Origin of the sequence: Microbacterium sp. TPU 3598, assembly GCF_002356155.1 — a bacterium.
GTDB lineage: Bacteria > Actinomycetota > Actinomycetes > Actinomycetales > Microbacteriaceae > Microbacterium > Microbacterium maritypicum_A.
In genome coordinates this window covers 3555597-3579248 of sequence record NZ_AP017975.1, presented here as the reverse complement: position 1 = coordinate 3579248, position 23652 = coordinate 3555597, and the positions used below count along the sequence as shown (strand labels likewise).

The following is a 23652-nucleotide window of genomic DNA, read 5'->3' as shown; positions in this document are numbered from 1 at the left end:
CTCGGCGTTCCTGTGGCGGATCAGAGGGAGGGGAGCCGGATCGTGCCGGTGGCGATGCGCTCGGTCGGCATCCGGTCGCGGTCGTAGGTGATCTCCGTGTAGCCGTGCGGGGTCGGCATCCCATCGTCGTCGAGGCTGACGAACACGATCTTCTCGATCGTGAGGATGCGCTTGCGCGTGATCATGTTCCTGGCCACCGCGCGCATGGTGAGCGACGTCGTGCCGAAGTGCGTGGCCTGCAGACCGATCTCGATCAGATCGCCCTGCACGGCCGAGGCCTCGAAGTTGATCTCCGAGATGTGCTTGGTGACGGCACGGTAGTTGCCGAGTTGGACGATCGCGTAGATCGCCGCTTCCTCGTCGATCCACTTCAGCAGGCTGCCGCCGAACAGCGAGCCGTTCGCGTTGAGGTCTTCCGGACGCACCCACTTGCGCGTGCGGAAATTGAGTCCGTCCTCCGACCACTGCCACGCCGGTGCCTTCTGCTTCGCCATGGGCACGAGGCTAGGCGGGTCGTGAGTCCGCGATGTTACGGCCTCTTTTCGTAGAGGACACAGGGCAGGGCACGCCTATTTGTGCATTAGCGACAAGAAACTGAGTTCCATCGGCACTGAGACTTGGTTTCGAACGGCAAATCCGGGGGTCGCGAGTCGGGGTGCCCATACAGTCGCCGGTGGCAACGACGCCACTGACCCCGGGAGTCCTCAATGACGAGTACCACGCCCCACTCGCACGGAATCGGCATGCGCATCGCCGTGATCGTGCTCAGCCTGCTGCTGGCCGCGATGGTGATCCTGTTCTTCGCGACGACGAGCAAGATCGCCGCCGGTGCCTCCGAGCTCGCCGACGGAACGACGTCCGCGAAAGACGGATCGGCCGACCTCGCTGCCGGTGCCGCAGACCTCTCGGCCGGTGCGGCGCAGCTCGCCACGGGGACAGGTGTCCTCTCCGCGGGCGCGGCCAGCGCGCAGGAGGGCTCCCAGAAGTTGAGCGACGGGGCCACGACGGCGGCGAGCGGTGCCATGAGCCTGGCCGACGGCGCGAGCAGCCTCGCCGCCGGCGCATCGACCGCGGCAGCCGGTGCCGGCAAGGTCAGCGGAGGAGCCCAGAGCGCGCTCGCCGGGGCTCAGGAGCTCTCGACGAAGATGGCGCAGGCGGATGCCGGGGCGCAGACGCTGGCAGCGGGAGTGTCGACCCTGGCCGCCGGAGTCAACGGAGCGCACGCGTACGCCGGGCAGGTACTGGCGGGTGCGAGCGCGCTCAGCGGCACGCTCGGCACGAAGGTCGACGCGAACGTGATCGCTCTCGCGCAGCCCGAAGCGAAGAGCCTCCTGCAGGGAGTGGCCGCTACGGCGCCAGGGCATTCGCAGCAGCTCGCCGATGCTCTCGCCGGGATGCTCGCCGCCGACCCGAAGAACCCGCAGCTCCAGGCGCTCGCCGGCCTGGCTGCCGGCGTCGATCAGGAGGTCGACGCGATGGCTCCCGTGGCGGCCAAGGGGTCCGACCTCGCCCAGGGGCTCGTCGCCGCCGCCGGCGGGTCGGCGAAGGTCACGGCCGGGGTCAACGGCCTCATCAACGGCGACGTCGCGAACAAGTGGCCGGGCACCGTGGCGCTGGTCGCTCCCCAGGGGGCGCCGGCCCTCGTCGCGGGCGCGCAGTCCCTGCACTCCGGCACGTCGCAGCTCTCGGCCGGCGCCGCCACGCTGGCCGCCGGGCTGCAGACGCTCTCCACCGGGGCCTCCTCCCTCTCCTCCGGCACGGCGAACCTCAGCGCGGGCGCAACCCGCCTGAACGACGGCGCCAGCACGCTCGCCACCGGCGTCGGTGCGCTGCAGGCCGGGGCCGGCGACCTCAACATCGGCATCGAGAAGCTCTCCGCCGGCGCGGCGACGGTCGCGGACGGCTCCGGCGATCTCGCGGACGGCGGCGACAAGCTCGAGGCCGGGGCCGCCGACCTCGCCGCGGGGAACGGGTTGATCGCCGACGGCTCCGACACCCTCGCCACCGCCACCGCGGGGGCCGCGCCCTCGATGCTGCCGTGGATCCTCGGCATCGCCCTGGCCGGGCTGATCGCGATCGGCTTCTGGGTCGGTCACCGCATCTCCCATCGGCGCTCACTGGCCCTCGCCGCCTGATCCGCGTCCGCTCACCCCACCCGCCTCCATCCCCACCCGAGGGCCTGGGCGGATGCCTCCCCACCGGCATCCGCCCAGGAACTCGCATCTGCCCGCATCCGCTCGCATCTGCCCGCATCCGCTGACGGCAGAGCCGCCCAGGGCAGAATCCGCTCCGCACGCCTGCGGGGCGACAGAGGCTGGGGGCATGAGCGAAGACAACCCCATCCCGCAGTTCGGTCCCGAAGCCCGCCGCGCACTGTTCCACGAGCGGGTGCTCGTGCTCGACGGCGCTCTCGACGACGACAACGGCACGCTGCTGATGACCCAGCTGCTCGCGCTGTCGGCCGAGGACCCCGTCGCCGACATCGCGCTGTGGATCCACTCGCCCGGCGGCTCCGTGCCGTCGATGCTGGCCATCCGAGACATCATGCGGCTGATCCCCAACGACGTCGCCACCCTCGCCCTCGGACTCGCCTGCAGCGCCGGACAGTTCCTGCTCTCCGCCGGTACCCCCGGCAAGAGACGGGCGCTGCCGCACGCACGCATCCTGATGCATCAGGGTTCCGCGGGCATCGGCGGATCCGCGGGCGAGCTCGAGACGCAGGCCGACGACCTGCGGCATATGCGCGACACCGTGCTCGGCCTCATCTCCGACGACACGGGCCAGCCCATCGCGCGCATCTTCGAGGATTCCCTTCACGACCGCTGGTACACCGCGGTGCAGGCGCAGGACTACGGCTTCATCGACGGCATCGTGGCCTCGATCGCCGAAGTGATGCCGCGACGTCGCGCGCGCGTCGGACTGGGGGCGGACGCATGAGCGGCTACACGATCCCGAACGTCATCGCGCAGCATCCCCGAGGCGAGCGGATCATGGACGTCTATTCGCACCTGCTCGCGGAGCGGGTCATCTACCTCGGCACGGGCATCGATGCGGGGGTCGCGAACGCCCTCATCGCGCAGCTGCTGCATCTCGACGCGGACAGCCCCGAATCCGGCATCCAGTTCTACATCAACAGCGAGGGCGGCGATCCGGGCGCAGCGCTCGCGATCTACGACACCATGCAGCACATCCGTCCCGGCGTCGCGACCACCTGCGTCGGGCAGGCCATCGGACCGGCAGCACTCCTCGTCGCTGCCGGAGATCCGGGGGCGCGGGCCGCCCTCGCCCATGCGCGCATCGTGCTGCACCAGCCGGCCGGACAGTCCCGGGGCGCGATCCCCGACCTGATCCTCGCGGCCGACGAGGTGGTGCGGGTGCGCTCCGACATGGAGGAGATCCTGGCCAGGCACAGCGGCCGGACGGTCGCGGAGCTCCGGGTCGACACCGATCGCGACCGGGTGTTCACCGCCGCCGCCGCACTCGACTACGGGCTGGTCGACACGGTGCTCGGCGCGCGGAGCTGATCTGCAGTCCGGGCTCGCGGACGGATGCATGAGCGGCGGACGACTGCATGACCGATGCGGTGCCTGTGGTCATGCATCCGTCCGTCGATCATGCAGATGACGGCTCCGGGATCACGCGGCGAGGGCGAACGCGCCACGCGAAGGGGCCGTCGATCGCAGACTGTCGGCAACGTCGCTCGTCAGCTCGACGAGGCTCGTGTCGAGGGCTCCGGCGATCGCGGCGATCATCTCGCTCGACGGCTCCTTCAATCCCCGCTCGACCTCGGAGAGGTACTGCGGCGAGACACCGGCCTTGTCGGCGGTCTCGGAGAGGGTCTCCTCGCGGTCGTGACGTCGGCGGCGCAGCTGGTCACCCAGCAGGTGTCGCCACAGGGGCTCGGGATCGCTCGGGCGGGGGCGATCGGAGCGAGGGGTGCGCGGGAATGCGAGGATGTCGGCCATGCCTCACGATAATCCGCGGCATCCGGCGGCTTCGAGCGGTTCTGCTCAGAGCAGAACCGTGGTTCAGGAGTCTGCGCGCCCCGAGGTGTGATCGGGAGTGGGAGTGGGATCGGGAGCGGGCTCGGGCTCCGCGGCGACAGGTGCGGCCGCATCCGTCGCCGCCCAGCTGGCGAGCATCCGCAGCTTGTCCGCCGACGCCGTGCCCGGCTCCGCGGTATAGGTCGACAGGTGGAGTCCCGGATCGGCCGGCAGCTCGAACGCCTCGTAGGTCAGCTCCATCTCTCCGACCACCGGATGCGCGATGCGCTTCACACCCGTGCGGTGGAAGCGCACGTTGTGGGCGGCCCACAGCGTGCGGAACCGCTCGCTCCGCGTCGAGAGCTCGCCGACGAGGTCGGTGAGCTTCCGATCGAACGGATTGCGGCCGGCTTCCCCGCGCATCGCCGCGACGAGCTCCTGCGTGTTGCGGTCCCACTCCGGGTAGAACTCCTGCGCCACCGGATCGAGGAACGCGAAGCGGGCGCTGTTGGGCTGCGGCTGCGCGAACACGGGCGCGTAGAGGGCACGGCCCAGGGCGTTCCCGGCCAGGTAGTCGAAGTAGTTGTTGCGCACGATCGCCGGCGCCTCGGTCATGGCATCGAGCAGGCGGAGGATGCTCGCACGCAGCTCCGTGGCCTTCTTCCGCGGCGTGCGTGCGACCGGCGAGGCGTTCGCGGTGCGGGCGAGGTCGAACAGGTGCGCGGTCTCGGCCTCGTCCAGCTGGAGCGCGCGGGCGAGGGCGTCGAGCACGCTGTCGGACGCGCCGGACAGGTCGCCGCGCTCGAGCCGCGTGTAGTAGTCCACGCTGACACCCGCGAGGAGCGAGACCTCCTCGCGGCGCAGGCCCGGTACGCGGCGGTTGCCCCCGAATGCGGGGAGGCCTGCCTGATCGGGGGTGATGCGTGCGCGCCTCGTGGAGAGGAACTCGCGCACCTCGCTGCGGGTGTCCATGCCTTCGACGGTACGCGCTCAGCGACCGTGGAGGGAGGTACTGGCGGTACCGGTGACCGATCCGCGACGCCTCACAGTGCCGCGGTCACCCCGGGCAGCAGCTTGCCGAGGATCGCCCCCAACTGTTCGCGCTCCTGTGCGGTGAGCGGATCGAGCACGAGCTCCCGCACCTGCTCGACGTGCACGGGGGCGGCCGTGCGCAGCATCTCCCGTCCGGCCGGAGTCAGTGCGGCCGAGAGGGTGCGCTTGTCGGACCCGCACGAGGTGCGGGTGACCCAGCCGCGTTCCTCGAGAGAATCCAGAGCGTGGCTCAGGCGGGAACGGCTGAGGCCGGCGATGCGGGCGAGCTCGGTCATGGTGACGGCGCTCTCCCCCTGACCTGCCAGGGTGACGAGGATCGCGTATCGGGCGTGGTTGAGCCCGACCTCTTCCTTCAGCGTGCGATCGAGCACCTGCGGCAGCAGCTGGACGAACCGGATGACGGGGAGCCAGGTCTCCATCTCGGTGTCGTCGAGTCGACGCGGATGCTGCTGCTCCGCCGTCATGCTGTCCTCCTGGGGGTCACTCGGGTATCCCGCGGGTGTCACGCTGCCGACAGGTCGAGCGTGTGCGCCGTGTGGTCGCGCTTCGCCTGCAGGTAGCGGGTGTTCGCTTCGGACAGGTGCACCTCGGTGCGCACGCGCTCGGTGACGCGGATGCCGAGCGCTTCGAGCTGCACGGCCTTGTCGGGGTTGTTGCTCAGCAGGCGGATGCCGTCGACGCCCAGCGCGTTCAGCATCTGGGCGGCCACCGTGTAGTCGCGCTCATCTTCGCCGTGGCCCAGGGCGACGTTCGCCTCGTACGTGTCGAGGCCCGCGTCCTGCAGCGCGTAGGCGTCGAGCTTGGCGTACAGGCCGATGCCCCGGCCCTCCTGGCGGAGGTAGAGCAGGAACCCGCCTTCGTCGGCGATGCGCTCGACGGCTTCGCGCAGCTGGGGGCCGCAGTCGCAGCGCTCGGAGCCGAACACGTCGCCGGTGAGGCATTCGCTGTGCGGACGGACGAGCGGTGCGTCCCCGCCGTCTATCACGGGTTCGAGTGCGGCGCGCCAGTCGCCGAGCCCGAGCAGCAGGTGCTCGCGGCCGTCGACGAGGCCGTCGAAGGTGACCACGTCGGCGGTCGTGGAGAAGCCGTCGCCGAAGCGCAGCGGCACGCGGACGCGAGTGCGTTCCGTGGCGACCGGAGCGACGGTTGAAGTTTCAATCATGTCGGGTGCAACGCGGCGCTCGGCGGACTATTCCCGGATCCCAGGATTTCGGAGGGGTTCCGTCAGAACCTCCCATCCGCGAGGGATTCGGTGTGGACTGAAGTCCACGCGACAGAAGGAGCACCACGAATGCGCGGAGTAGTCATGCACGCCCCCGGAGACGTCCGGGTCGAGGAGCGAGAGAAGCCCACCATCACGCGGCCGACCGATGCGGTGATCCGCATCGCCGCGACCTGCATCTGCGGCTCGGACCTGTGGCCGTACCGCGGTGCCAACGACGTCGACCACGCGCCGATGGGGCACGAGTACGTCGGCGTGGTCGAGGAGATCGGCGCCGAGGTGCAGACGCTGCGGGTCGGCGACTTCGTCGTCGGATCCTTCATGGCGTCGGACAACACGTGCGAGATCTGTCAGGCGGGGTACCAGTCCCGCTGCGTGCACGTGGTGCCGATGGGGCGCTACGGCACGCAGGCCGAGTACTCGCTCGTCCCGCACGCCGACGGCACGCTGGTCGTCACGCCCGGCCGGCCCGACGCCGATCTGATCCCCTCACTGCTCGCCGCGTCCGACGTCCTCGGCACGGGATGGTTCGCAGCCGTGGCCGCCGAGGTCGGACCGGGGAAGACCGTCGCCGTGGTCGGCGACGGCGCGGTCGGGCTCCTCGGGATCCTCGCCGCACGGGAGCTCGGTGCCGAGCGCATCATCGCGATGAGCCGGCACGCCGATCGGCAGGCGCTGGCGCGCGAGTTCGGCGCGACCGACATCGTCTCCGAACGCGGGGATGAGGGAGTGGCCCGCATCAAGGAACTCACGAACGGTCTCGGTGCGCATTCGGTGATCGAGGCCGTCGGCACCCAGGAGTCGATGATGCAGGCGATCCGCTCCACCCGCCCCGGAGGCCACGTCGGCTTCGTCGGCGTCTCTCACGACGTGGCGCTGCCCGGCGAGGAGCTGTTCTACTCCGGCGTGCACCTGCACGGCGGACCTGCGCCCGTGCGGCGCTTCCTCCCCGAGCTGATCCAGCTCATCTGGGACCGGAAGATCGACCCGGGCAAGGTGTTCGACCTCACCCTTCCGCTCGAAGAAGCCGCCGAGGGCTATCGGGCCATGGACGAGCGCCGCGCCACGAAGGTGCTGCTCACGGTGTGACCTCGCGGCGGGCGGAGATCTCCGTGTCGGGCGGAGATTCGACAGGAGATTCTCCGCCCATGGCGTGGTTCTCCTCCCGAGCCTGCGGTGATGTTTGTGGCTGTGCCCTGCGCCGCACGATCCTCAACTCGCTCGCGAGGATGCCGAGCACGACGAGCGCTCCGCCCACGAGCGCGGTCGCGGGCAGGCGTTCACCGGCGATGCGTCCGATGACTCCTGCCCACACCGGTTCCCCGGCGTAGATGATCGTCGCGCGGGTGGGGGAGACCGACTTCTGGGCCCAGTTCATCGTCAACTGGATCAGGCAGCTCGCCGCTCCCAGGCCGACCGCACAGCCGACCCAGATCCACGAGAACTCCGGCACGCCCTCGCCGACCACCGGCATCGTGAGCAGTCCCAGCGCTCCCGCGGTGAGCAGCTGCACCACGGTGATGCGTCCGAGGTCGATCTTCCCGGCGAAGAGGCTGATCAGGATGATCTCGGCGGCGATCGGCAGCGTGCTGATCATGGTCGCGATCTCGCCCGCGCCGAGCGTCAGCGCGAAGGCGTCGGGGCCGGCGATGAACAGCAGCCCGACGAAGGCCAGACCCGCCCCGACGAACGCCATGGCGGGCGGGCGCTTGCGGAACACGGCCCACTGCGCCAGCGGCACCAGCGGCACGTACATCGCGGTGATGAAGGCCGAGGTGCTGCTGTCGATGGTCTGCAGCCCCAGCGTCTGGAGGCCGTAGCCGAGGTAGATCATCACCCCGATCGCGACGCCCGCGCCGACATCGCGCCAGCGGATGCCGCGCAGCACGCGTCGGAAGATCACGATGCTGATCAGTCCCGCGATGAGGAACCGGATGCCGACGAAGAACCAGGGTCCGGAGTGCTCCATCGCCCAATGCACGAGCAGGAACGTGCCGCCCCAGACGGCGGTGATCGCGATGAGCGCGGCTTCCTGCGGTCGGAACCGCATCCAGCGGAGACGAGAGGGCATCGTTGGCCCTTTCTCGACGTTGCCGGATCGAGCCTAGTGCGCCGGACCCGTCGCTCGGATCGTGACGGAAGAAGACGATGGCGCACCGGACGCCGCCGGCGACTCGGTAGCCTCGCAGCATGAGCGACTTCGTGAGTGCCGTCGAACTGAACGACCTGCTGACCCGGGGTGCACCGGTGCGCGTGATCGACGTGCGGTGGCGCCTGGATCGTCCGGAGGCCGGGCACGACGACTACCTCACCGGGCACATCCCGGGCGCCGTGTTCGCCGCGCTCGACACCGAGCTCTCCACCCACGGCGAGCCGTCGGAGGGACGGCACCCGTTGCCGTCGACGGCCACCCTCCAGGACGCGGCCCGTCGGTGGGGCGTGCGTGCGGGCGACACGGTGGTCGCCTACGACGACTTCAAGGGGATCGCGGCCGCCCGTGCCTGGTGGCTGTTGCGTCAGGCCGGCGTCGATGTGCGGGTGCTCGCCGGCGGCATCCGCGGGTGGAAGGATGAGGGCTTCGCCGTCGCGACCGATGATGTGGCGCCGGATCGTGGCGATGTCGTCCTCACGGAGATCGGTGCGGATGCGCTGACGATCGACGAGGCCGCCGCGTTCCCGGCATCCGGTGTCCTGGTGGATGTGCGGGCCCCCGAACGCTACCGCGGCGAGACCGAGCCGCTCGATCCCGCGGCAGGACACATCCCCGGCGCACGCAACCTGCCCACCCTGCTGCATCTGGACGCCACAGGCCGCATCCTCGACCGGGAGACCGTGCTGGCGAACTTCGCCGAGATCGGCGTCACGCCGGGCACGGCCGTCGCGGCATACTGCGGTTCCGGCGTGACGGCCGCGCACACCGCCCTGGTCCTGCATGAGGTCGGCATCGAGGCGAAGGTCTTCCCCGGGTCGTGGAGCCAGTGGTCGAACACCCCCGGCCGACCGGTCGCGACCGGAGATCAGCCTGGCTGATCCTCCCGGGGGCCATAGCCCCAGTGCAGTCCGAGGGCGCCGGGGCCGAAAGCCCGGCGCACCAGATGCACCGACGTTCCCCGGGGCGGCGGCAGCGGCGTCATGATGACGCCGTCCGGTGTCTCGAGGTGCTCCTCGCACCAGTCAGGGATAGCGTCCGGATGGAAGCGTGTCCACACCAGCAGCTCTCTGGCCTTCTGCGCCAGGGCGTGGCCGGTGTCGCGCGTCGCGGGGTAGTCGGGCGGGTACTCCACCGACCACTCCACCATCGCCGTCTCCGGCGCGGTCAGCGGCACATCGAGCTCGAACAGCACCCCGTGCACCTCGCCGTCGGGGTGGGAGTAGCGCGCGGCGATCCGGCCCCCTGCCACCGCCTTCAGCAGAGGTGCGGGGGTGCGCACCCCGGGGGTGATCTCGAGGAAGGGGATCGCCGTGATCGTGCCGACCGTGGACTGCACGATGCTGCGCGTGATGCTGAATGCGACGTTGCCGTCCGCGCCGACATCGGTCACCGAATGCGTCGTGAGCTCGCGGGAGGTGTCGGGGTAGGAGGCGCCGAGCGCGCGGAAGGCGTCGATCACCGCCAACTCGAGCTCTTCCTCGTCGATCGGGAACTGGTTGGGTCCGAGCGGACCTGTGCGGTTCGTCGATCGGAGCAGTCTGCTCAGCGCCCCCGTGTCGAGTCCGAGGAGTTCCTCGATGTCGCTGAGCGCGGCGAGCGACTGCGCCCCCTCCGGCCGTCGCGCGCCGGATCGCCAGTAGCTCAGCGTGGCCATGGACACGCGGTTCCCGCGCGCCTTGAGCTGACGCTGCAGCCACGACAGCGTCACCGGCTTCGCGTTTATCGCGTCGCGCAGGGCGTTCGCGAAGTCATCGGGTTCGGCTCTGCGCGCGTCATCTTCGAAACTCATCACAGATCCCCTCCGGTATGTGAAGATCAGCGCCTTAGAGTGAGCATACGACCGCACGCGCGTACCTCAGGGGACCGGGTGGGCATGTGGGGTCACTTGGCCGTCTTCGCAGGCAGGGTGCCCGACCCTGCGATCACCGGCCTGACGCAGTGATGCCCCCCTTGCTGCGTATGTCGTGAAGCCCGGCAATCGATCTGGGGAGATCAGCCGGGCTTCACGAATCCTCCCTCCGCAGGGCTCCCGGCGTTGCGGCTCCGCCGCCCCGCGTAGACTGGGAGCAACACCCCGGAGGACTCTGGACCGTCATGTCTGCCCCTGCTCGCGCATTCACCATGCGCCACGTGCAATTGCTGCGCGCCCTGTTCGCCGCAGTCGCTGCACTGATGATCACGTTCTCGTCTGATCACTCCGCCGCCGTCGGCCTGTCCGTGTTCAGCGGCTTCGTCTTCATCACCGCTCTCGTCCAGGTGCTCGCCGCCTGGCTGGTGCTCCCCGCCGGCTCACGCTGGTCGTACGTCCTGCTCGCCGCGGTCGGCGTCGTCGCCGGCATGGTGAGCGGAATCCCGGTGTGGCGTTCCGACGACCTGTTCTTCATCATCGTCTCCTCCTGGGCCATCGTCAGCGGCGGCATCGAGCTGCTCGCCGGCATCCGCTCCCGGCGCACCGGCGGAATGCTGTCGCGCGATGCGATCACCGTCGGGGGCCTAGGTGTTCTGCTCGGCGTGGCCCTGCTGCTGATCCCGGCCGGGTTCCTGCAGGAGTACACGATCGACAAGGCCGGCACGTTCGTCCTCTCCGGGATCATCCTCGGCGTCGGCATGTTCGGCGGCTATGCGGCGATCGTCGCGGTCTTCCTCGGCATCGCCGGCCTCACGCCGAAGCAGGTCGATGCCGTCGCCACGGTGTCCGAATCGAACGACAGCGCCGCCCCCGCGGAGCATGGAGGAGAGCGATGAGCGACGAGAAGCCCACCCGCCGGGACATTCTGCGGCCCCTGCACCTGCTCCTCATCGCGCTCGGCTGCGGCGTCTTCGCCATGGTCGTCACCCTGGTCTCGACCGGAGCCTTCACCGCACGCGTGAACGCGTCGATCGCCGACGGCACCTACGACGGGCTGACCCCGATCGCGCTGGGGCTCGTCGTCGGCGGCGGGGCGTTCATCGTGACGCTGCTGATCCTGGCGATGCTCATCCTCGCCGTCGATCCCTCCGACGTCACCAAGACGATCGATCGTCCGGTGCTGTACGACCCGGAGCCCGACGGGGAGAGCCCTGACTCCGAGGCTTCCGGCCGCCCGGCGTCCTCCTGACGCGCTCCGCAGGAGCGGCAGATCTGCTCGTCGACGGGACCATCTAACATCCGATTAAAGAGCGCGTCAGGCGTTCTGAATCGCGCGGATCTCCGGTACTTTCGGCGTACCCTCTGGACAATCGTCTCTAGACATCCGATGTCTCGTGTCGGACACTGACTTCTGACGCGCCCCGCATCCACGACCGGTTGCGAGACCGCACGGCCCCAGATGATCAACGATGCTCCGGAGGTTTGCTGTGATGATGGACCCCATTTCCCGCCGACAGGCGCTGCAGGTGGGCGGCCTCGCCCTCCTCGCCCCGCTCGTCCCTCAATTCCTGGCCGCTCGGCCTGCGGCTGCGAACGCATTCTCGGTGGACGCCGCTCTGCGCGCCGTCCCCGCCGGTGCGATCCCGCGTCCGCAGCTCTCGCCGTACGCCCTCTGGTACGCGACCCCGGCGACGAGCTGGGAGACGCAGGCGCTCCCCATCGGCAACTCGCGCCTCGGCGCGAAGTTGTTCGGGAACCCGGACGCCGAAGTGATCCAGTTCAGCGAGCAGAGCCTGTGGGGCGGCGTCAACGACTACGACAACGCGCTCGCCGGCCAGCCCGACGGAGCGTACGACACCAGCGTCACCGGTTTCGGTTCGTTCCGCGACTTCGGCGAGGTGACCGTCGCGTTCGGCGCGCGCACCGTCGTGAGCTCGCCGGGAGGCCCGTACGAGGTATCGGGTGGCGAGAGCGTCGAGAAGACCTTCGACGGGAATCCGGCCACGAAGTGGTGTCTGATCGCGCCGCCCGCCGAGGTGATCTGGCAGGCCGATCTCGCGGAGCCGGTCGCCGTCTCCTCCTACGCGCTCACGAGCGCGAACGACGTCCCCGCCCGCGATCCGCAGGACTGGCGGTTCGAAGGGTCTGCCGATGGAGCGGCCTGGGTCGCGCTCGACACGCGGGCTGAAGCGCCGTTCCCGCAGCGGCTCCAGACCAAGAGCTTCTCGTTCGCGAACACGACGGCGTACGCGCACTACCGCTTCGTCTTCGCGCCGAAGGCGGGGGTCAGTCACTTCCAGGTCGCCGAGGTCGCGCTCGGCGGGGTCGACCTCGCACAGGGGAGCGCCGTCTACGTGTCGTCGCCCAGCGGCCACGCCGATTCCCTCGTCGGCACCGTGGACGCCGACCCCGCGACCGTCTGGGCGGTTCCGTCGACCGGGTCAGGGGCGGTCTGGCAGGTCGAGCTCAGCGCCAAGCTCGCCCTGAACGGCTACGTGCTCACGAGTGCTCCCGACGCGCCGGAACAGGATCCGCGGGACTGGACGGTCTCCGGCTCGGACGACGGGCTCGGCTGGAAGACGCTCGACACGCGCACCGGGGAGACGTTCCCGGAGCGCGGCACCGGGCGGGTCTTCTCGTTCGCGAACACCACCGCCTACACGATGTACCGCATCTCGTTCTCCGCACCCGGCGCGCTCCGTCTCGGCGGCATCGCCTTCACCGGCGGTGGCTTCAGCACCGCCGGAGCCCGCGCCGTCGTCGATTACCGACGTGCACTCGATATCGCGGACGGCACCCACAGCACCCACTTCGCCACCGCACAGGGCACGGTGCTGCGTGAGGCGTTCGCCAGTCGGGATGCCGACGTGATCGCGGTGCGGTTCACCGCCGACCGCCCCGGTGCGCTCACCGCTCTCATCACCCTGGTCTCGAAGCAGGACGGCGTCGCGACGACAGTCGACGCGGGCGGCCGCCGAATGGGCTTCGCCGGAACCATGGCCAACAACCTCACGCACGCGGCCGCGGTGCGCATCGCGGAGACCGACGGAGAGGTGGTCGCCGCCGAGGGCGGACTGCGCGTCTCCGGCGCCGCGAGCATCACCCTGCTGCTCGACGCCCGCACCGACTACCGCCTGAGCGCCGCACACGGATGGCGCGGTGCGGCGCCGCAGCCGGCGATCGAGAAGGCCCTGAACACGGCGGCCTCCCGTTCGTGGAAGAGCCTCCGCTCGGCGCACACCGCGCAGGTCTCCGAACTCATGCAGCGCGCGAAGGTCGAATGGGGGGTCACCGAGGGCGCCGTGATGGCGATGCCCACCGACCGTCGACTGCTCCGCTACGGCACGGGCGAGGCCGACCCGACGCTGGAGCAGACGCTCTACGCCTACGGGCGCTATCTGCTGCTCAGCTCGTCGAAGCCCGGCGGGCTGCCCGCCAACCTCCAGGGACTGTGGAACAACAGCAATCAGCCGGCGTGGGCCAGCGACTACCACACGAACATCAACATCCAGATGAACTACTGGGGGGCCGAGACCGCTGACCTCCCGGAGTCGCACGAGGCCCTCGCGACCTTCATCCGTGAGGTGGCCGTGCCCAGCAGAATCGCCACGCGGAACGCGTTCGGCGCCGACGTGCGCGGGTGGACCGCCCGCACCTCGCAGAGCATCTTCGGCGGCAACGCGTGGGAGTGGAACACGATCGCCAGCGCCTGGTATGCGCAGCACCTCTACGAGCACTGGGCGTTCACGCAGGACAAGAAGTACCTGCGCGATCTGGCCTACCCGCTGATCAAGGAGATCTGCCAGTTCTGGGAGGACCAGCTCAAAGAGCTCCCCGACGGCACCCTGGTCGCGCCGATGGGCTGGTCTCCCGAGCACGGCCCGCGCGAAGACGGGGTGATGCACGATCAGCAGATCATCTGGGACCTCTTCCAGAACTACCTCGAATGCGCGAAGGCCCTCGGCGTCGACAAGAAGTACCAGGGGACGATCGCCGACATGCAGCAGCGCCTGGCTCCGAACAAGATCGGCCGCTGGGGGCAGCTCCAGGAGTGGCAGACCGACCGCGACGACCCGAACGACATCCATCGGCACACCTCGCACCTGTTCGCCGTGTACCCGGGACGCCAGATCACCCCGGATACTCCGGAGCTCTCGGCGGCGGCACTGGTCTCACTCAAGGCGCGTTGCGGAGAGAAGGAGGGCGTGCCGTTCACCGCTGCCACAGTCTCGGGCGACAGTCGCCGTTCCTGGACCTGGCCGTGGCGCGCGGGACTCTTCGCGCGCCTGGGCGACGCCGAGCGGGCAGGCATCATGGTCCGCGGCCTGCTCACGTACAACATCCTGCAGAACCTGTGGGCGAACCACCCGCCGTTCCAGCTCGACGGCAACTACGGCATCGTCGGCGCGATCGCGGAGATGCTCGTGCAGAGTCATGGCGACGTCATCCGGCTGCTGCCCGCCGTCCCCGCGGACTGGGCGGTGAGCGGATCGTTCGCCGGGCTCCGCGCACGGGGCGGATACCGCGTGGACTGCACGTGGCGGGACGGGAAGGTCGTCGCCTACGACGTCGTCGCCGATCGGGCACCGAACATGAGCAACGTGATCGTGGTCGTGAACGGAGAACGTCGCAAGGTGAAGCCGGGCAACCCGAAGAACGGCAAGCCCATGCGCGACCTCGGCCCGGCGCACTGACCCCGGCGGCACCGACGTCGGAGGGCGACGTCGGTGCCGCCATCCCGCATGAATCCGGAATACCGCTGCGGTTGATCGGCTTGTCCCTGTAGTGACTGCCTCCGTCGACCGCGCCTCCATCGGACTCCGGTCGGAGCGGGGCCCCATTCTCGGTGCGCTCATGCTGGCCACCGGCCTGATCGCGATCGACGCCACGATCCTCGCGACCGCCGTGCCCAGCATCGTCCGCGATCTCGGCAGTTACCAGCAGTTCCCGTGGCTGTTCTCGGTGTACCTCCTGGCACAGGCCGTGAGCGTCCCCATCTACTCCCGCTTCGCGGACACCGTCGGACGCAAGCCGATCATCCTGCTCGGCATCGCCCTGTTCCTGCTCGGCTCCATCCTCTGCGGATTCGCGTGGAGCATGCCGGCGCTGATCGTGTTCCGCATCATCCAGGGCATCGGCGCCGGTGCCGTGGCACCGATGTCGATGACCATCGTCGGCGACATCTACACCGTCGCCGAACGTGCCAAGGTGCAGGGATACGTCGCGAGCGTCTGGGCGATCTCGTCGGTCGTCGGCCCGGCGCTCGGGGGATCTTCGCGCAGTTCGACGCCTGGCGGTGGATCTTCTGGATCAACATCCCGCTCTGTCTGATCGCCGGATGGATGCTGCTGCGCAACTACAAGGAGCAGAAGCAGACCCAGAAGCACAGCATCGATTACGGGGGAGCGGTGCTGCTCACGATCGGGCTGACCGCGCTCATCCTCGGCATGCTCGAGGGCGGGAACGCCTGGGCGTGGCTGTCGGTGCAGAGCGCCCTCTGCTTCGGTCTGGGAGTGATCGCGCTGATCGCCTTCGGGTTCGTCGAGCGCCGCGTCGCAGAGCCGATCGTCGACCTGCGCCTCGCGGGTCGACGGCTCATCCTCACCACCACGATCGTGTCGCTCGGTGTCGGCGCACTGATGCTCGGTGTCACCAGCTTCGCTCCGGCCTACCTCGAAGGGTCCACCGGCATCGCCCCGTTGCTCTCCGGTCTCGCGGTCGCCGCTCTGACCCTCGGCTGGCCGCTCGCCGCCGCGAACGCGGGACGCCTGTACCTGCGCATCGGCTTCCGCCGCACCACGTTGATCGGCATGAGCATCACGACGGTCGCCGCCATCGCCCTGGCCTCCGTCGCCTCGTGGCCGAATCCGTTCGTGATCGCCGGCATCGCGTTCCTCTTCGGCTTCGGGCTCGGATGGAGTGCGGCGCCGACGCTGATCGCCGCGCAGGCCTCGGTCGGCTGGGGCGAGCGCGGGGCGGTGACGGGTATGAACGCGTTCGCGCGTTCGGCCGGGAGCGCCGTCGGCGTGGCCGTGTTCGGGGCGATCTCCAATGCCGTGATCGCGCAGGGCATCGGTCCCGACGATCCCGGCACGATCATCCATGCGTCGGTGTGGGTGTTCGTCGCGGTCGCCGTGACCGCGGTGCTCACCCTGCTCGCCGCCGCCTTCATGCCGAAGGACAGTGTCGAGGAGCACTCCGGAGACTCAGCCCCCTAGCCCGCGTGCCTTCCTGCCCGCGTGCACTCGTCGATCGTGACGGCGACTGGGTGAGGAGTCGGGCTCAGCCTCGCGGCTACTGCGCGAGCTTCTCTGCGATACCCGTGTACGTCGCCGGGGTCAGCGCGAGCAGGCGCTGCTTGGCGGCGTCGCCGATCTCGAGACCCTGTACGAACTCGGCGAGGTCGGCCGCGCCCACCCTGTGGCCGCGCGTCAGCTCCTTGAGGAGTGCGTACGGGTCGGTGATCGTGGAGCGGCCGGCGACGACCTCGGCGCGGATGACGGTCTGGATGGCCTCGGCCAGCACCTCCCAGTTCACGTCGAGGTCGGCGAGCAGCACGTCGCGCGACAGCGAGATCGCGTTCAGGCCGCGGCGCAGGTTGTCGAGCGCGAGCAGCGAGTGCCCGAAAGCCACGCCGATGTTGCGCTGCGTGGTCGAGTCGGTCAGGTCGCGCTGCAGGCGGCTGGTGACCAGCGTCTGGCCGAGCGATGCGAGCAGGGCGCCCGAGATCTCGAGGTTCGCCTCGGCGTTCTCGAAGCGGATCGGGTTGATCTTGTGCGGCATCGTCGACGAACCGGTGGCCCCGGCGACCGGGATCTGCGCGAAGTAGCCGAGCGAGATGTAGGTCCAGATGTCGGTGGCGAGGTTGTGCAGGATGCCGCCGGCGTGACGCACGCGGTCGTACAGCTCGACCTGCCAGTCGTGCGACTCGATCTGGGTAGTGAGGATGTTGAAGCCGAGCCCCAGGCCCTCGATGTACTCGCGGGCGATGGTCGGCCAGTCGGCGTCGGGGTCTGCGGCCAGGTGCGCAGACCAGGTGCCGGTCGCGCCGGAGAACTTGGCCAGGTAGTCGGAGGCGGCGATCTGACCGCGCACCCGCTCGAGGCGCCAGGCGAACACCGCGAGCTCCTTGCCCATCGTCGAGGGCGTCGCGGGCTGGCCGTGCGTGCGCGAGAGCATCGCGGCGTCGGCGTGCTCGACGGCGAGCTCGCGGAGCTTCGCGATCACGGTGTCGAGGGCCGGGAGCCAGACCTCCTCGACAGCGCGCTTCACGGTGAGGGCGTAGGAGGCGGAGTTGATGTCTTCACTCGTGGCCGCGAAGTGCGTGAGTTCGGCGATGCCGTCGAGTCCGAGCGTCGAGAGTCGATCGCGCACGAGGTACTCGATCGCCTTCACGTCGTGCTGGGTGACGGCTTCCTTCTCGGCGAGCCAGTCGATCTCGGCCTGACCGAAGTCGCGGTAGAGGGCGCGCAAGCGCTCCTTGTCCGACTCCGGCAGCGGCGAGGTCTCGAACAGCGAGCGGTCGGTGAGGGCGATCAGCCACTCGACCTCGACCTCGACGCGCGCCCGGTTCAGGCCGGCCTCGGACAGGAAGTCGGCGAGACCGGTGACGGCGCCGCGGTAGCGACCGTCGAGCGGGCTCAGGGGCTGCGGCGGGAGCGAAGGCTGGAAAGTCAGGGGAGTCCTCCTGATCGGGCCCCTCAGATGCGGGGCGTGCGGGGGAGACGCAGAGCGGGTTCGAGCTGGCGGAACAGGCCCCGAGTCGCCGCCTCAATCATACCGAGCACGGAATCGAACATCTCCGCGCCCGCGTAGTAGGGGTCGGGCACGTCATGGGTCGTGGCGTTCGGGTCGAAGGCGAGCAGCAGGGTGACCTTCCCCTCCTCGTCCTCGTCGTGCGCCCATTCCCGCAGGATGCGCTCGTGCGTGCGATCGAGGGCCACGACGAGGTCGTTGTCCGCGAAGGCCGCGGCGGTGAACTGGCGGGCGCGGTGCTGGGAGCCGTCGTAACCGCGACGGGCCAGGGAATCGATCGTGCGGTGGTCGGCGCGCTCGCCGAGATGCCAGTCGCCTGTTCCGGCGCTGCGCGAGACGATGCGCGGGCCGAGTCCCTGCCGCTCGGCGAGGTCGCGGAAGACGACCTCGGCCATGGGAGAGCGGCAGATGTTCCCCGTGCAGACGAAGATCACGCGGAAGGGATCCGGGGATGTCACACCTACATTCTGCCCGGCCGCGGGCCTCCTGCACAGCGCGCACCGCCTCGCGCGATCCTCTGCACACCCTGACCGGGCATCCATCTCTCCACCGTTCGCGGCGATCGGGCAGGGCGAGAAGCCCGTGATCCCGGAAGCTGGGGCCATGTACTCGTTCGTCAACATCCTCGATGTCGGCTCCGCGCACCTCGGCGACCTGCTTCTCGCCTCCCAGGAGATCGGAGAGGCGATCTCCACGCTCGAAGAATCCGGGGCGACTCTGGTCGCGCTCACCGATCGCTCCGACTGGCAGTCCGAGGGGTTCCGCGCGCTGAACGCGTTGCTCGAACGGCTGCGCGACGACACCGGAGTCGAGATCGGACACCTCACGGTGCGGAGATGGGAACTCGGCGGGGCGGTATGAGCGGCGGAATGAGGGCGGCGGAATGAGCATGGTCGCAGGCAGGGAACCGTCGGCGGATGGCGGGGGATTGAGCATCGATCACGGCGGGGCGATCGCCGTCGACACCGAGCAGCTGCGCGATCTCGGGGCACGGATGCGATCGGTGGTGTCGGAGTACGAACACGCACGCGCCGCGGTCCGCCGGGCACACGCGCTCATCTCCTCGGCGCCGGAGACCGGTTCGGGAGTCGATGTCGGTGCACTGCAACGGAGTGTCGAGCGGATCGATGAACTGTGCGTCGAGATCGAGAACGCCTGCACGGGAACCCTGGTGATGGCTGACGCGTTCGAGGTGGTCGAGCTGCGCGCGCAGGCGGAGGCGCTCGCCCTCACCGATGCCGCGGCGGCGAGCGCCGTGCAGGCGCGCGCCGACCGGCTCGTCGCCGATGACGAACGGATCGGGACCATGGCCGAGTGGCTGGTGGCCGGCTGGAAGGAGCGGCGATTCGAGGGACTGGGCGAGCAGTACGACCTGGCGGGGGCGCTCCCGCCGCTGTTCCTCGCCGGGGCGATGGTGGGCGTCGCATCCGGGCTCGGCACGGTCCGGCCGGGGATGACGCTGGCGGGGAAGGCCGATCCCGTGCAGGTGATGCCCGTGAAGACGTCGGCTCCGAATGCGCCTGCCGGCCTCGCTGCGGCATTCCGTCGCATACCGGGAGCGGCCTCGCAGGTCGCGGTCGAGAAATACACGATGGTCGGTGGGGCGACCCGGTATGTGGCCTACGTCGCCGGGACTCAGGAGTCCCTGCCGTGGCGGTCGGGGAAGTCCGAGCCGTGGGACATGAAGTCGAACATCGAGCTCTATCAGGGCCGCGCATCGGCGTCGTATCAGGCCACGGTCGACGCGTTGGGCGCGGCGGGGGCGAAGCCGGGCGACCAGGTCGACGTGGTCGCGCATTCGCAGGGCGGGATGATCGCCGCCCGTCTCGCGATGGAGAGCGACTTCGAGGTGTCGATGCAGCTGACCGCGGGGAGCCCGACCGAACCGACGCTCGGAGAGGATCAGACCCTGATCCAGCTCCGCCACACCGACGACGTCGTCTCGGCGCTCGCCGCCGGGGGCTCCGCGGCGGGCACGGGATCCCCCGACAGCTTCACGGCGTCTCGCGAAGGGGACCCGCACGACGGATTCCAGGATCTGCAGTTGCAGACCCACCATCTCGAGACCTACATCGAGACGGCGGAGATGGTGGATGCCTCGGACGATCCCCGCGCCGAGGCTCTCGACGAGTACTGGGACGAGCTCGGCCAGGCGGTCGAGGTCGAGCGGACCGAGTACCACGCCGAGCGAAAGGGGGGATGACCGACTTCGAGATCAGTCGGCTGCTTTTCGATCCGCGGGAGGAGCGCGCTTTCTCAGTCGCGGCGGCTCTTGCTCTGCGGGCGCAGGATGAAGCCGAAGATGCCGTTGATGATCGAGATGATGAGCGCGGCCACCACGCCCCACCAGAAGTCGCCGACCGTCAGGCCCCAGCCGAAGCCACTCGTGATCCAGGCCGTCAGCCACAGCAGGAAGCCGTTGATCAGGAACCCGATCAGCCCGAACGTGATGATGTAGAGCGGGAACGCGACGATCTTCACCACGGTGCCGATGATCGTGTTCACGAGGGCGAAGATCGCGGCCACCGCGAGCAGGGTCAGCACCAGCTGCAGCGTCTCGCCGGGTGGGAAGGCGGTGATCACGACCTGCAGGGCGGGGATGAGCGTGACGACCCAGAGGGCGAAGGCGTTGACGACGACGCGGATGATGAAGCGCATAGTCCGACCAGTGTCCCACGGACGCCCGCGAGATGTCAGCGCGCCGTGTCTTCCCGGATATGGGCGGCAATGACCTGCGCGATCTGCTTCAAGTCCAACCGACTCTGTGCGACGTCGAGGACGAAGTCGAATGCCTCGTCGTTCGTGAACGTCGGCTCGTAGCCGTTGAGTCGGATGAAGATGAAGGTGAGGCAGAGCGAGATGCGCTCGTTACCATCGAACAGCGCGTGGTTCTGAGCTACCGAACTGTCAGCGCGGCGGCCTTCGCTTCGAACGTCGGGTACGCGTCGGCGCCGAACATCCCTGCGGATGGTCAAGCGAGCGCGGAGAAGAGCAGTCCTTCGTCGCGGACGTGCAGGCCGAGCTTCGCGATCAGGGCGAGGGCCTGGTAGCGCTCGGTGATCTCGTCCGCGATGGAGAGCACGCGATCCGTCTTCGACTCGCTGTTCGCGAAGCGCGTCGCCGCCTCGATGATCACCGCGTGCTTCGAGGTGTGCCGGGCGCGCGCGATCGCCTCGAGCTGAGCATCGAGTTCTTCCGGAAGTCGCACCGTCATCGCCATACCGGAATGGTACGACCGCGAATCGGTCGTCGACAGGGGAGAAGCCGCCGGGGAAGAGCCTGCTGCCCTCGTAGACTCGACCTCGTGACCGAGCCGATCCTGCCCCGCATCCGTCCCGCCATCGCCGCTCTCGCGCCGTATCGTCAGGGCAAGCAGGCAGGGCCCGATGCGTTCAAGCTGTCGAGCAACGAGAACCCCTTCGATCCGCTGCCCTCGGTGCTCGAAGCCCTGCAGAGCACGACGCCGATCAACCGCTACCCGGATGCCACCGCCGGCCGCCTGCGCGCGCGTCTCGGAGCCCGTTACGGGGTCGAGCCCGACCAGGTGCACGTCGCTTCCGGCAGCGTGTCGATCCTGCACCAGCTGATCCTCGCGACCGCATCGGTCGGCGATGAGGTCATCTACGCCTGGCGTTCCTTCGAGGCCTACCCGAGCCTGCCGCTCGTGGCGGGCGCGACCGGGGTGCAGGTTCCGCTCACCGCCGATTCCCGTCACGATCTCGACGCGATGGCGGACGCCGTGAACGATCGCACGCGCGCGATCATCCTGTGCACGCCCAACAACCCGACCGGTCCGATCATCACGTCGGCCGAGTTCACCGCCTTCGTCGAGCGCGTCCCGAACGATGTCCTGATCATCCTCGACGAGGCGTACGCCGAGTTCGTCACGGCGCCCGACGCGGTCGACGGTCTCGCCGAGCGCGTGTTCGAGCAGCACCCGAACGTCGTGGTGCTGCGCACCTTCTCGAAGGCCTACGGCCTCGCCGGCCTCCGCGTCGGCTACGCGATCGGCCACGAGAAGGTGCTCGACGCCGCGCGCACCACCGGCATCCCCCTCTCGGTCACGTCCGCCGCCGAGAACGCCGCGATCGCGAGCCTCGACGCCGAGCCCGAGCTGCTGGAGCGTGTCGCCGTGATCGTCGAGCGACGCGCCCGCCTGGTCGAGGGCCTCCGCGCACAGGGCTGGGACGTCCCCGACTCCCAGTCCAACTTCGTCTGGCTGCCCGCAGGAGAGCGCACCGACGAGGTCGCTGCGGCCTTCGTCGAGAACGACCTCATCGTCCGGCCGTTCTCGGGGGACGGCATCCGCATCTCGGTGGGCGAGGAGGGCTCCATCGCCCGCGTGCTCGAGGTGGCCGCTTCGGTCCGCTGAGCCGTCGCCGCACCGGCCCGGGGCGGTTTTCCGCGGTTTTCTCCGGGTTCCGGGCAGTTACAAGGGCGTCCTAGGTATGCGTGACGACGCATGCGGGCGCGGGTAGCGTGAGAGCGTGACCACCTCCGAGACACCCCTTGTGAGCGTTCTGGACGAGACCGGACGGTACGCCCCGTCGGCCGCCGCAGAACGGTACCTTCCCCTGATCGAAGCGATCGGCGACGCCGAACTCGAGCAGTTCTACCGGGACATGGTCGTCATCCGCGCGATCGACACCCAGGCGACGAACCTGCAGAGGCAGGGGCAGCTCGCGCTGTGGCCGCCGAGCCGGGGGCAGGAGGCGGCGCAGGTCGGCTCCGGTCGTGCGGCCCGTGCGCAGGACACGATCTTCCCTTCGTACCGCGAGCACGCGGTGACCCGCATCCGCGGCGTCGACCCGGTCGACATCATCAAGCTGATGCGTGGTGTCTCGCACGGCGGGTGGGACCCCACCGACCCCAAGAACGGCAACACCCGGCTGTACACCCTCGTGCTCGGGTCGCAGGTGCTGCACGCGGCCGGCTACGGGATGGGTCTCGCGTTCGACGGCCGCACCGGTACAGGCGACCCGGACCGCGACGAAGCGGTCATCGTCTACTACGGCGACGGTGCGTCCAGCCAGGGAGACGTGCACGAGGCGATGGTCTTCGCCGCGAGCTACCAGGCGCCGACCGTCTTCTTCCTCCAGAACAACCACTGGGCGATCTCCGTGCCCGTCTCCACGCAGTCGCGTGTGCCGCTGGTGCAGCGCAGCGCGGGCTACGGCATCCCGAGCGTCCGGGTCGACGGCAACGACGTGCTCGCCAGCTATGCGGTCTCGCGCACGGCTCTCGACGAGGCCCGTGCCGGCAAAGGTCCGCAGGCGATCGAGGCCGTCACCTACCGGCTCGGCGCGCACACCACCAGCGACGACCCGACGAAGTACCGCGGCAGCGACGAGGAGCAGTACTGGGCCGGTCGCGACCCCATCGTCCGGATGCGCGCGTTCCTCGAAGCGCGCGGAGCGTCGGGGCAGCTGTTCGCCGATGTCGAGGCCGAAGCGGCCGATGCTGCAGAGGATCTGCGCGCCCGCACGGTCGAGCTCGGGCCACCGAGTGCCGACAAGATGTTCGACCACGTGTACAGCGAGCCGCATCCGCTGATCGACCAGCAGAAGGCCTGGCGCGCGCAGTACGAGGCGTCGTTCGAAGACGCGTCGCTCGAAGGAGGAGCCCGGTGACTCTCGAG

At 69.4% G+C, this 23652-nt stretch carries 24 protein-coding genes and 1 pseudogene; 13 read left to right on the top strand and 12 right to left on the bottom strand.

Going from position 1 to position 23652, the window contains the following annotated elements; all coding sequences use genetic code 11:
• Window positions 1-20: 20 nt before the first annotated feature.
• A complete protein-coding gene (locus tag MST3598_RS17090; RefSeq protein WP_051671231.1) occupies window positions 21-494 on the bottom strand; it encodes an acyl-CoA thioesterase in 474 nt (157 codons plus the stop codon).
• A gap of 213 nt (window positions 495-707) precedes the next feature.
• Between MST3598_RS17090 and MST3598_RS17085 the strand changes: the two genes are divergently transcribed.
• From MST3598_RS17085 to MST3598_RS17075, 3 genes are all read left to right on the top strand, one after another.
• Window positions 708-2135 carry a hypothetical protein gene (locus tag MST3598_RS17085; RefSeq protein ID WP_081860211.1) on the top strand — a complete coding sequence of 476 codons (1428 nt, stop codon included), beginning with the start codon at window positions 708-710 and terminating at the stop codon, window positions 2133-2135.
• Window positions 2136-2322: 187 nt separating this feature from the next.
• Window positions 2323-2937, top strand: coding sequence for a ClpP family protease (locus tag MST3598_RS17080; protein ID WP_021201577.1), 615 nt, complete (start codon window positions 2323-2325; stop codon window positions 2935-2937).
• Window positions 2934-3524: a ClpP family protease gene (locus MST3598_RS17075; RefSeq protein WP_029260660.1), complete on the top strand. Its 591-nt coding sequence runs from the start codon at window positions 2934-2936 to the stop codon at window positions 3522-3524. Before MST3598_RS17080 ends, MST3598_RS17075 begins: the two co-directional genes overlap by 4 nt.
• A gap of 111 nt (window positions 3525-3635) precedes the next feature.
• On the opposite strand, the gene MST3598_RS17070 is transcribed toward MST3598_RS17075, so the two are convergent.
• From MST3598_RS17070 to MST3598_RS17055, 4 genes are all read right to left on the bottom strand, one after another.
• Window positions 3636-3965: a helix-turn-helix domain-containing protein gene (locus MST3598_RS17070; protein ID WP_029260659.1), complete on the bottom strand. Its 330-nt coding sequence runs from the start codon at window positions 3963-3965 to the stop codon at window positions 3636-3638.
• 63 nt (window positions 3966-4028) lie between these two features.
• Window positions 4029-4955 carry a helix-turn-helix transcriptional regulator gene (locus MST3598_RS17065; protein WP_051671230.1) on the bottom strand — a complete coding sequence of 309 codons (927 nt, stop codon included), beginning with the start codon at window positions 4953-4955 and terminating at the stop codon, window positions 4029-4031.
• Window positions 4956-5026: 71 nt separating this feature from the next.
• Entirely contained in the window at window positions 5027-5500 is a 474-nt protein-coding gene (locus MST3598_RS17060; RefSeq protein ID WP_021201581.1) for a MarR family winged helix-turn-helix transcriptional regulator, read from the bottom strand.
• Between the two features lie 38 nt (window positions 5501-5538).
• The gene (locus tag MST3598_RS17055) at window positions 5539-6198 is read right to left on the bottom strand and encodes a GTP cyclohydrolase II (RefSeq protein ID WP_029260657.1); all 660 of its coding nucleotides are present in this window, start codon (window positions 6196-6198) and stop codon (window positions 5539-5541) included.
• A 129-nt stretch (window positions 6199-6327) separates the two neighbouring features.
• Here MST3598_RS17055 and MST3598_RS17050 point away from each other — a divergent pair, with 129 nt between their 5' ends.
• Complete coding sequence (locus MST3598_RS17050; RefSeq protein ID WP_029260656.1) at window positions 6328-7347, top strand: zinc-dependent alcohol dehydrogenase family protein; 1020 nt, start codon at window positions 6328-6330, stop codon at window positions 7345-7347.
• Here the strand turns inward: MST3598_RS17050 and MST3598_RS17045 are convergent.
• Window positions 7337-8329: a DMT family transporter gene (locus tag MST3598_RS17045; protein ID WP_231494498.1), complete on the bottom strand. Its 993-nt coding sequence runs from the start codon at window positions 8327-8329 to the stop codon at window positions 7337-7339. The two genes, MST3598_RS17050 and MST3598_RS17045, sit on opposite strands and share 11 nt — an antisense overlap.
• A gap of 119 nt (window positions 8330-8448) precedes the next feature.
• On the opposite strand from MST3598_RS17045, the gene MST3598_RS17040 reads away from it, so the two are divergent.
• Window positions 8449-9288 carry a sulfurtransferase gene (locus MST3598_RS17040; protein WP_021201585.1) on the top strand — a complete coding sequence of 280 codons (840 nt, stop codon included), beginning with the start codon at window positions 8449-8451 and terminating at the stop codon, window positions 9286-9288.
• On the opposite strand, the gene MST3598_RS17035 is transcribed toward MST3598_RS17040, so the two are convergent.
• Entirely contained in the window at window positions 9276-10199 is a 924-nt protein-coding gene (locus MST3598_RS17035; protein ID WP_029260654.1) for a hypothetical protein, read from the bottom strand. The genes MST3598_RS17040 and MST3598_RS17035 overlap by 13 nt on opposite strands.
• A 305-nt stretch (window positions 10200-10504) precedes the next feature.
• Between MST3598_RS17035 and MST3598_RS17030 the strand changes: the two genes are divergently transcribed.
• From MST3598_RS17030 to MST3598_RS17015, 4 genes and pseudogenes are all read left to right on the top strand, one after another.
• Window positions 10505-11155: a hypothetical protein gene (locus MST3598_RS17030; protein ID WP_021201587.1), complete on the top strand. Its 651-nt coding sequence runs from the start codon at window positions 10505-10507 to the stop codon at window positions 11153-11155.
• Entirely contained in the window at window positions 11152-11508 is a 357-nt protein-coding gene (locus MST3598_RS17025) for a hypothetical protein (protein WP_021201588.1), read from the top strand. The genes MST3598_RS17030 and MST3598_RS17025 overlap by 4 nt, the downstream gene beginning before the upstream one ends.
• Window positions 11509-11749: 241 nt before the next feature.
• Window positions 11750-14953, top strand: coding sequence for a glycosyl hydrolase family 95 catalytic domain-containing protein (locus tag MST3598_RS17020; protein ID WP_051671229.1), 3204 nt, complete (start codon window positions 11750-11752; stop codon window positions 14951-14953).
• A gap of 91 nt (window positions 14954-15044) precedes the next feature.
• Window positions 15045-16477: pseudogene (locus MST3598_RS17015) on the top strand (MFS transporter).
• Window positions 16478-16553: 76 nt separating this feature from the next.
• Here MST3598_RS17015 and purB read toward each other — a convergent pair.
• Window positions 16554-17936, bottom strand: a complete 1383-nt coding sequence (purB, locus tag MST3598_RS17010) for an adenylosuccinate lyase (protein ID WP_046399053.1) — start codon at window positions 17934-17936, stop codon at window positions 16554-16556.
• Window positions 17937-17959: 23 nt separating this feature from the next.
• Window positions 17960-18409, bottom strand: a complete 450-nt coding sequence (locus MST3598_RS17005; RefSeq protein WP_231479804.1) for a low molecular weight protein-tyrosine-phosphatase — start codon at window positions 18407-18409, stop codon at window positions 17960-17962.
• A gap of 208 nt (window positions 18410-18617) precedes the next feature.
• Here MST3598_RS17005 and MST3598_RS17000 point away from each other — a divergent pair, with 208 nt between their 5' ends.
• Together MST3598_RS17000 and MST3598_RS16995 are read left to right on the top strand one after the other, a co-directional pair.
• Window positions 18618-18875: a hypothetical protein gene (locus tag MST3598_RS17000; protein WP_029260649.1), complete on the top strand. Its 258-nt coding sequence runs from the start codon at window positions 18618-18620 to the stop codon at window positions 18873-18875.
• A gap of 22 nt (window positions 18876-18897) precedes the next feature.
• Window positions 18898-20217, top strand: coding sequence for a hypothetical protein (locus MST3598_RS16995; RefSeq protein WP_029260648.1), 1320 nt, complete (start codon window positions 18898-18900; stop codon window positions 20215-20217).
• 53 nt (window positions 20218-20270) lie between these two features.
• Here MST3598_RS16995 and MST3598_RS16990 read toward each other — a convergent pair whose 3' ends face one another.
• Genes MST3598_RS16990 through MST3598_RS18580 form a run of 3 tightly spaced genes read right to left on the bottom strand, consistent with a single transcriptional unit; the run spans window position 20271 to window position 21234 of the window.
• On the bottom strand, window positions 20271-20672 hold the full coding sequence (locus tag MST3598_RS16990; protein WP_021201595.1) for a phage holin family protein: 402 nt from the start codon (window positions 20670-20672) through the stop codon (window positions 20271-20273).
• A gap of 35 nt (window positions 20673-20707) precedes the next feature.
• Window positions 20708-20989 carry a type II toxin-antitoxin system death-on-curing family toxin gene (locus MST3598_RS16985; protein ID WP_168436352.1) on the bottom strand — a complete coding sequence of 94 codons (282 nt, stop codon included), beginning with the start codon at window positions 20987-20989 and terminating at the stop codon, window positions 20708-20710.
• A complete protein-coding gene (locus MST3598_RS18580; RefSeq protein ID WP_231479801.1) occupies window positions 20986-21234 on the bottom strand; it encodes a ribbon-helix-helix protein, CopG family in 249 nt (82 codons plus the stop codon). Before MST3598_RS18580 ends, MST3598_RS16985 begins: the two co-directional genes overlap by 4 nt.
• Window positions 21235-21318: 84 nt before the next feature.
• Here MST3598_RS18580 and MST3598_RS16980 point away from each other — a divergent pair, with 84 nt between their 5' ends.
• Window positions 21319-22386 carry a histidinol-phosphate transaminase gene (locus MST3598_RS16980; RefSeq protein ID WP_029260646.1) on the top strand — a complete coding sequence of 356 codons (1068 nt, stop codon included), beginning with the start codon at window positions 21319-21321 and terminating at the stop codon, window positions 22384-22386.
• A 115-nt stretch (window positions 22387-22501) separates the two neighbouring features.
• Entirely contained in the window at window positions 22502-23644 is a 1143-nt protein-coding gene (locus tag MST3598_RS16975) for a thiamine pyrophosphate-dependent dehydrogenase E1 component subunit alpha (protein WP_029260645.1), read from the top strand.
• Window positions 23645-23652: the final 8 nt, after the last annotated feature.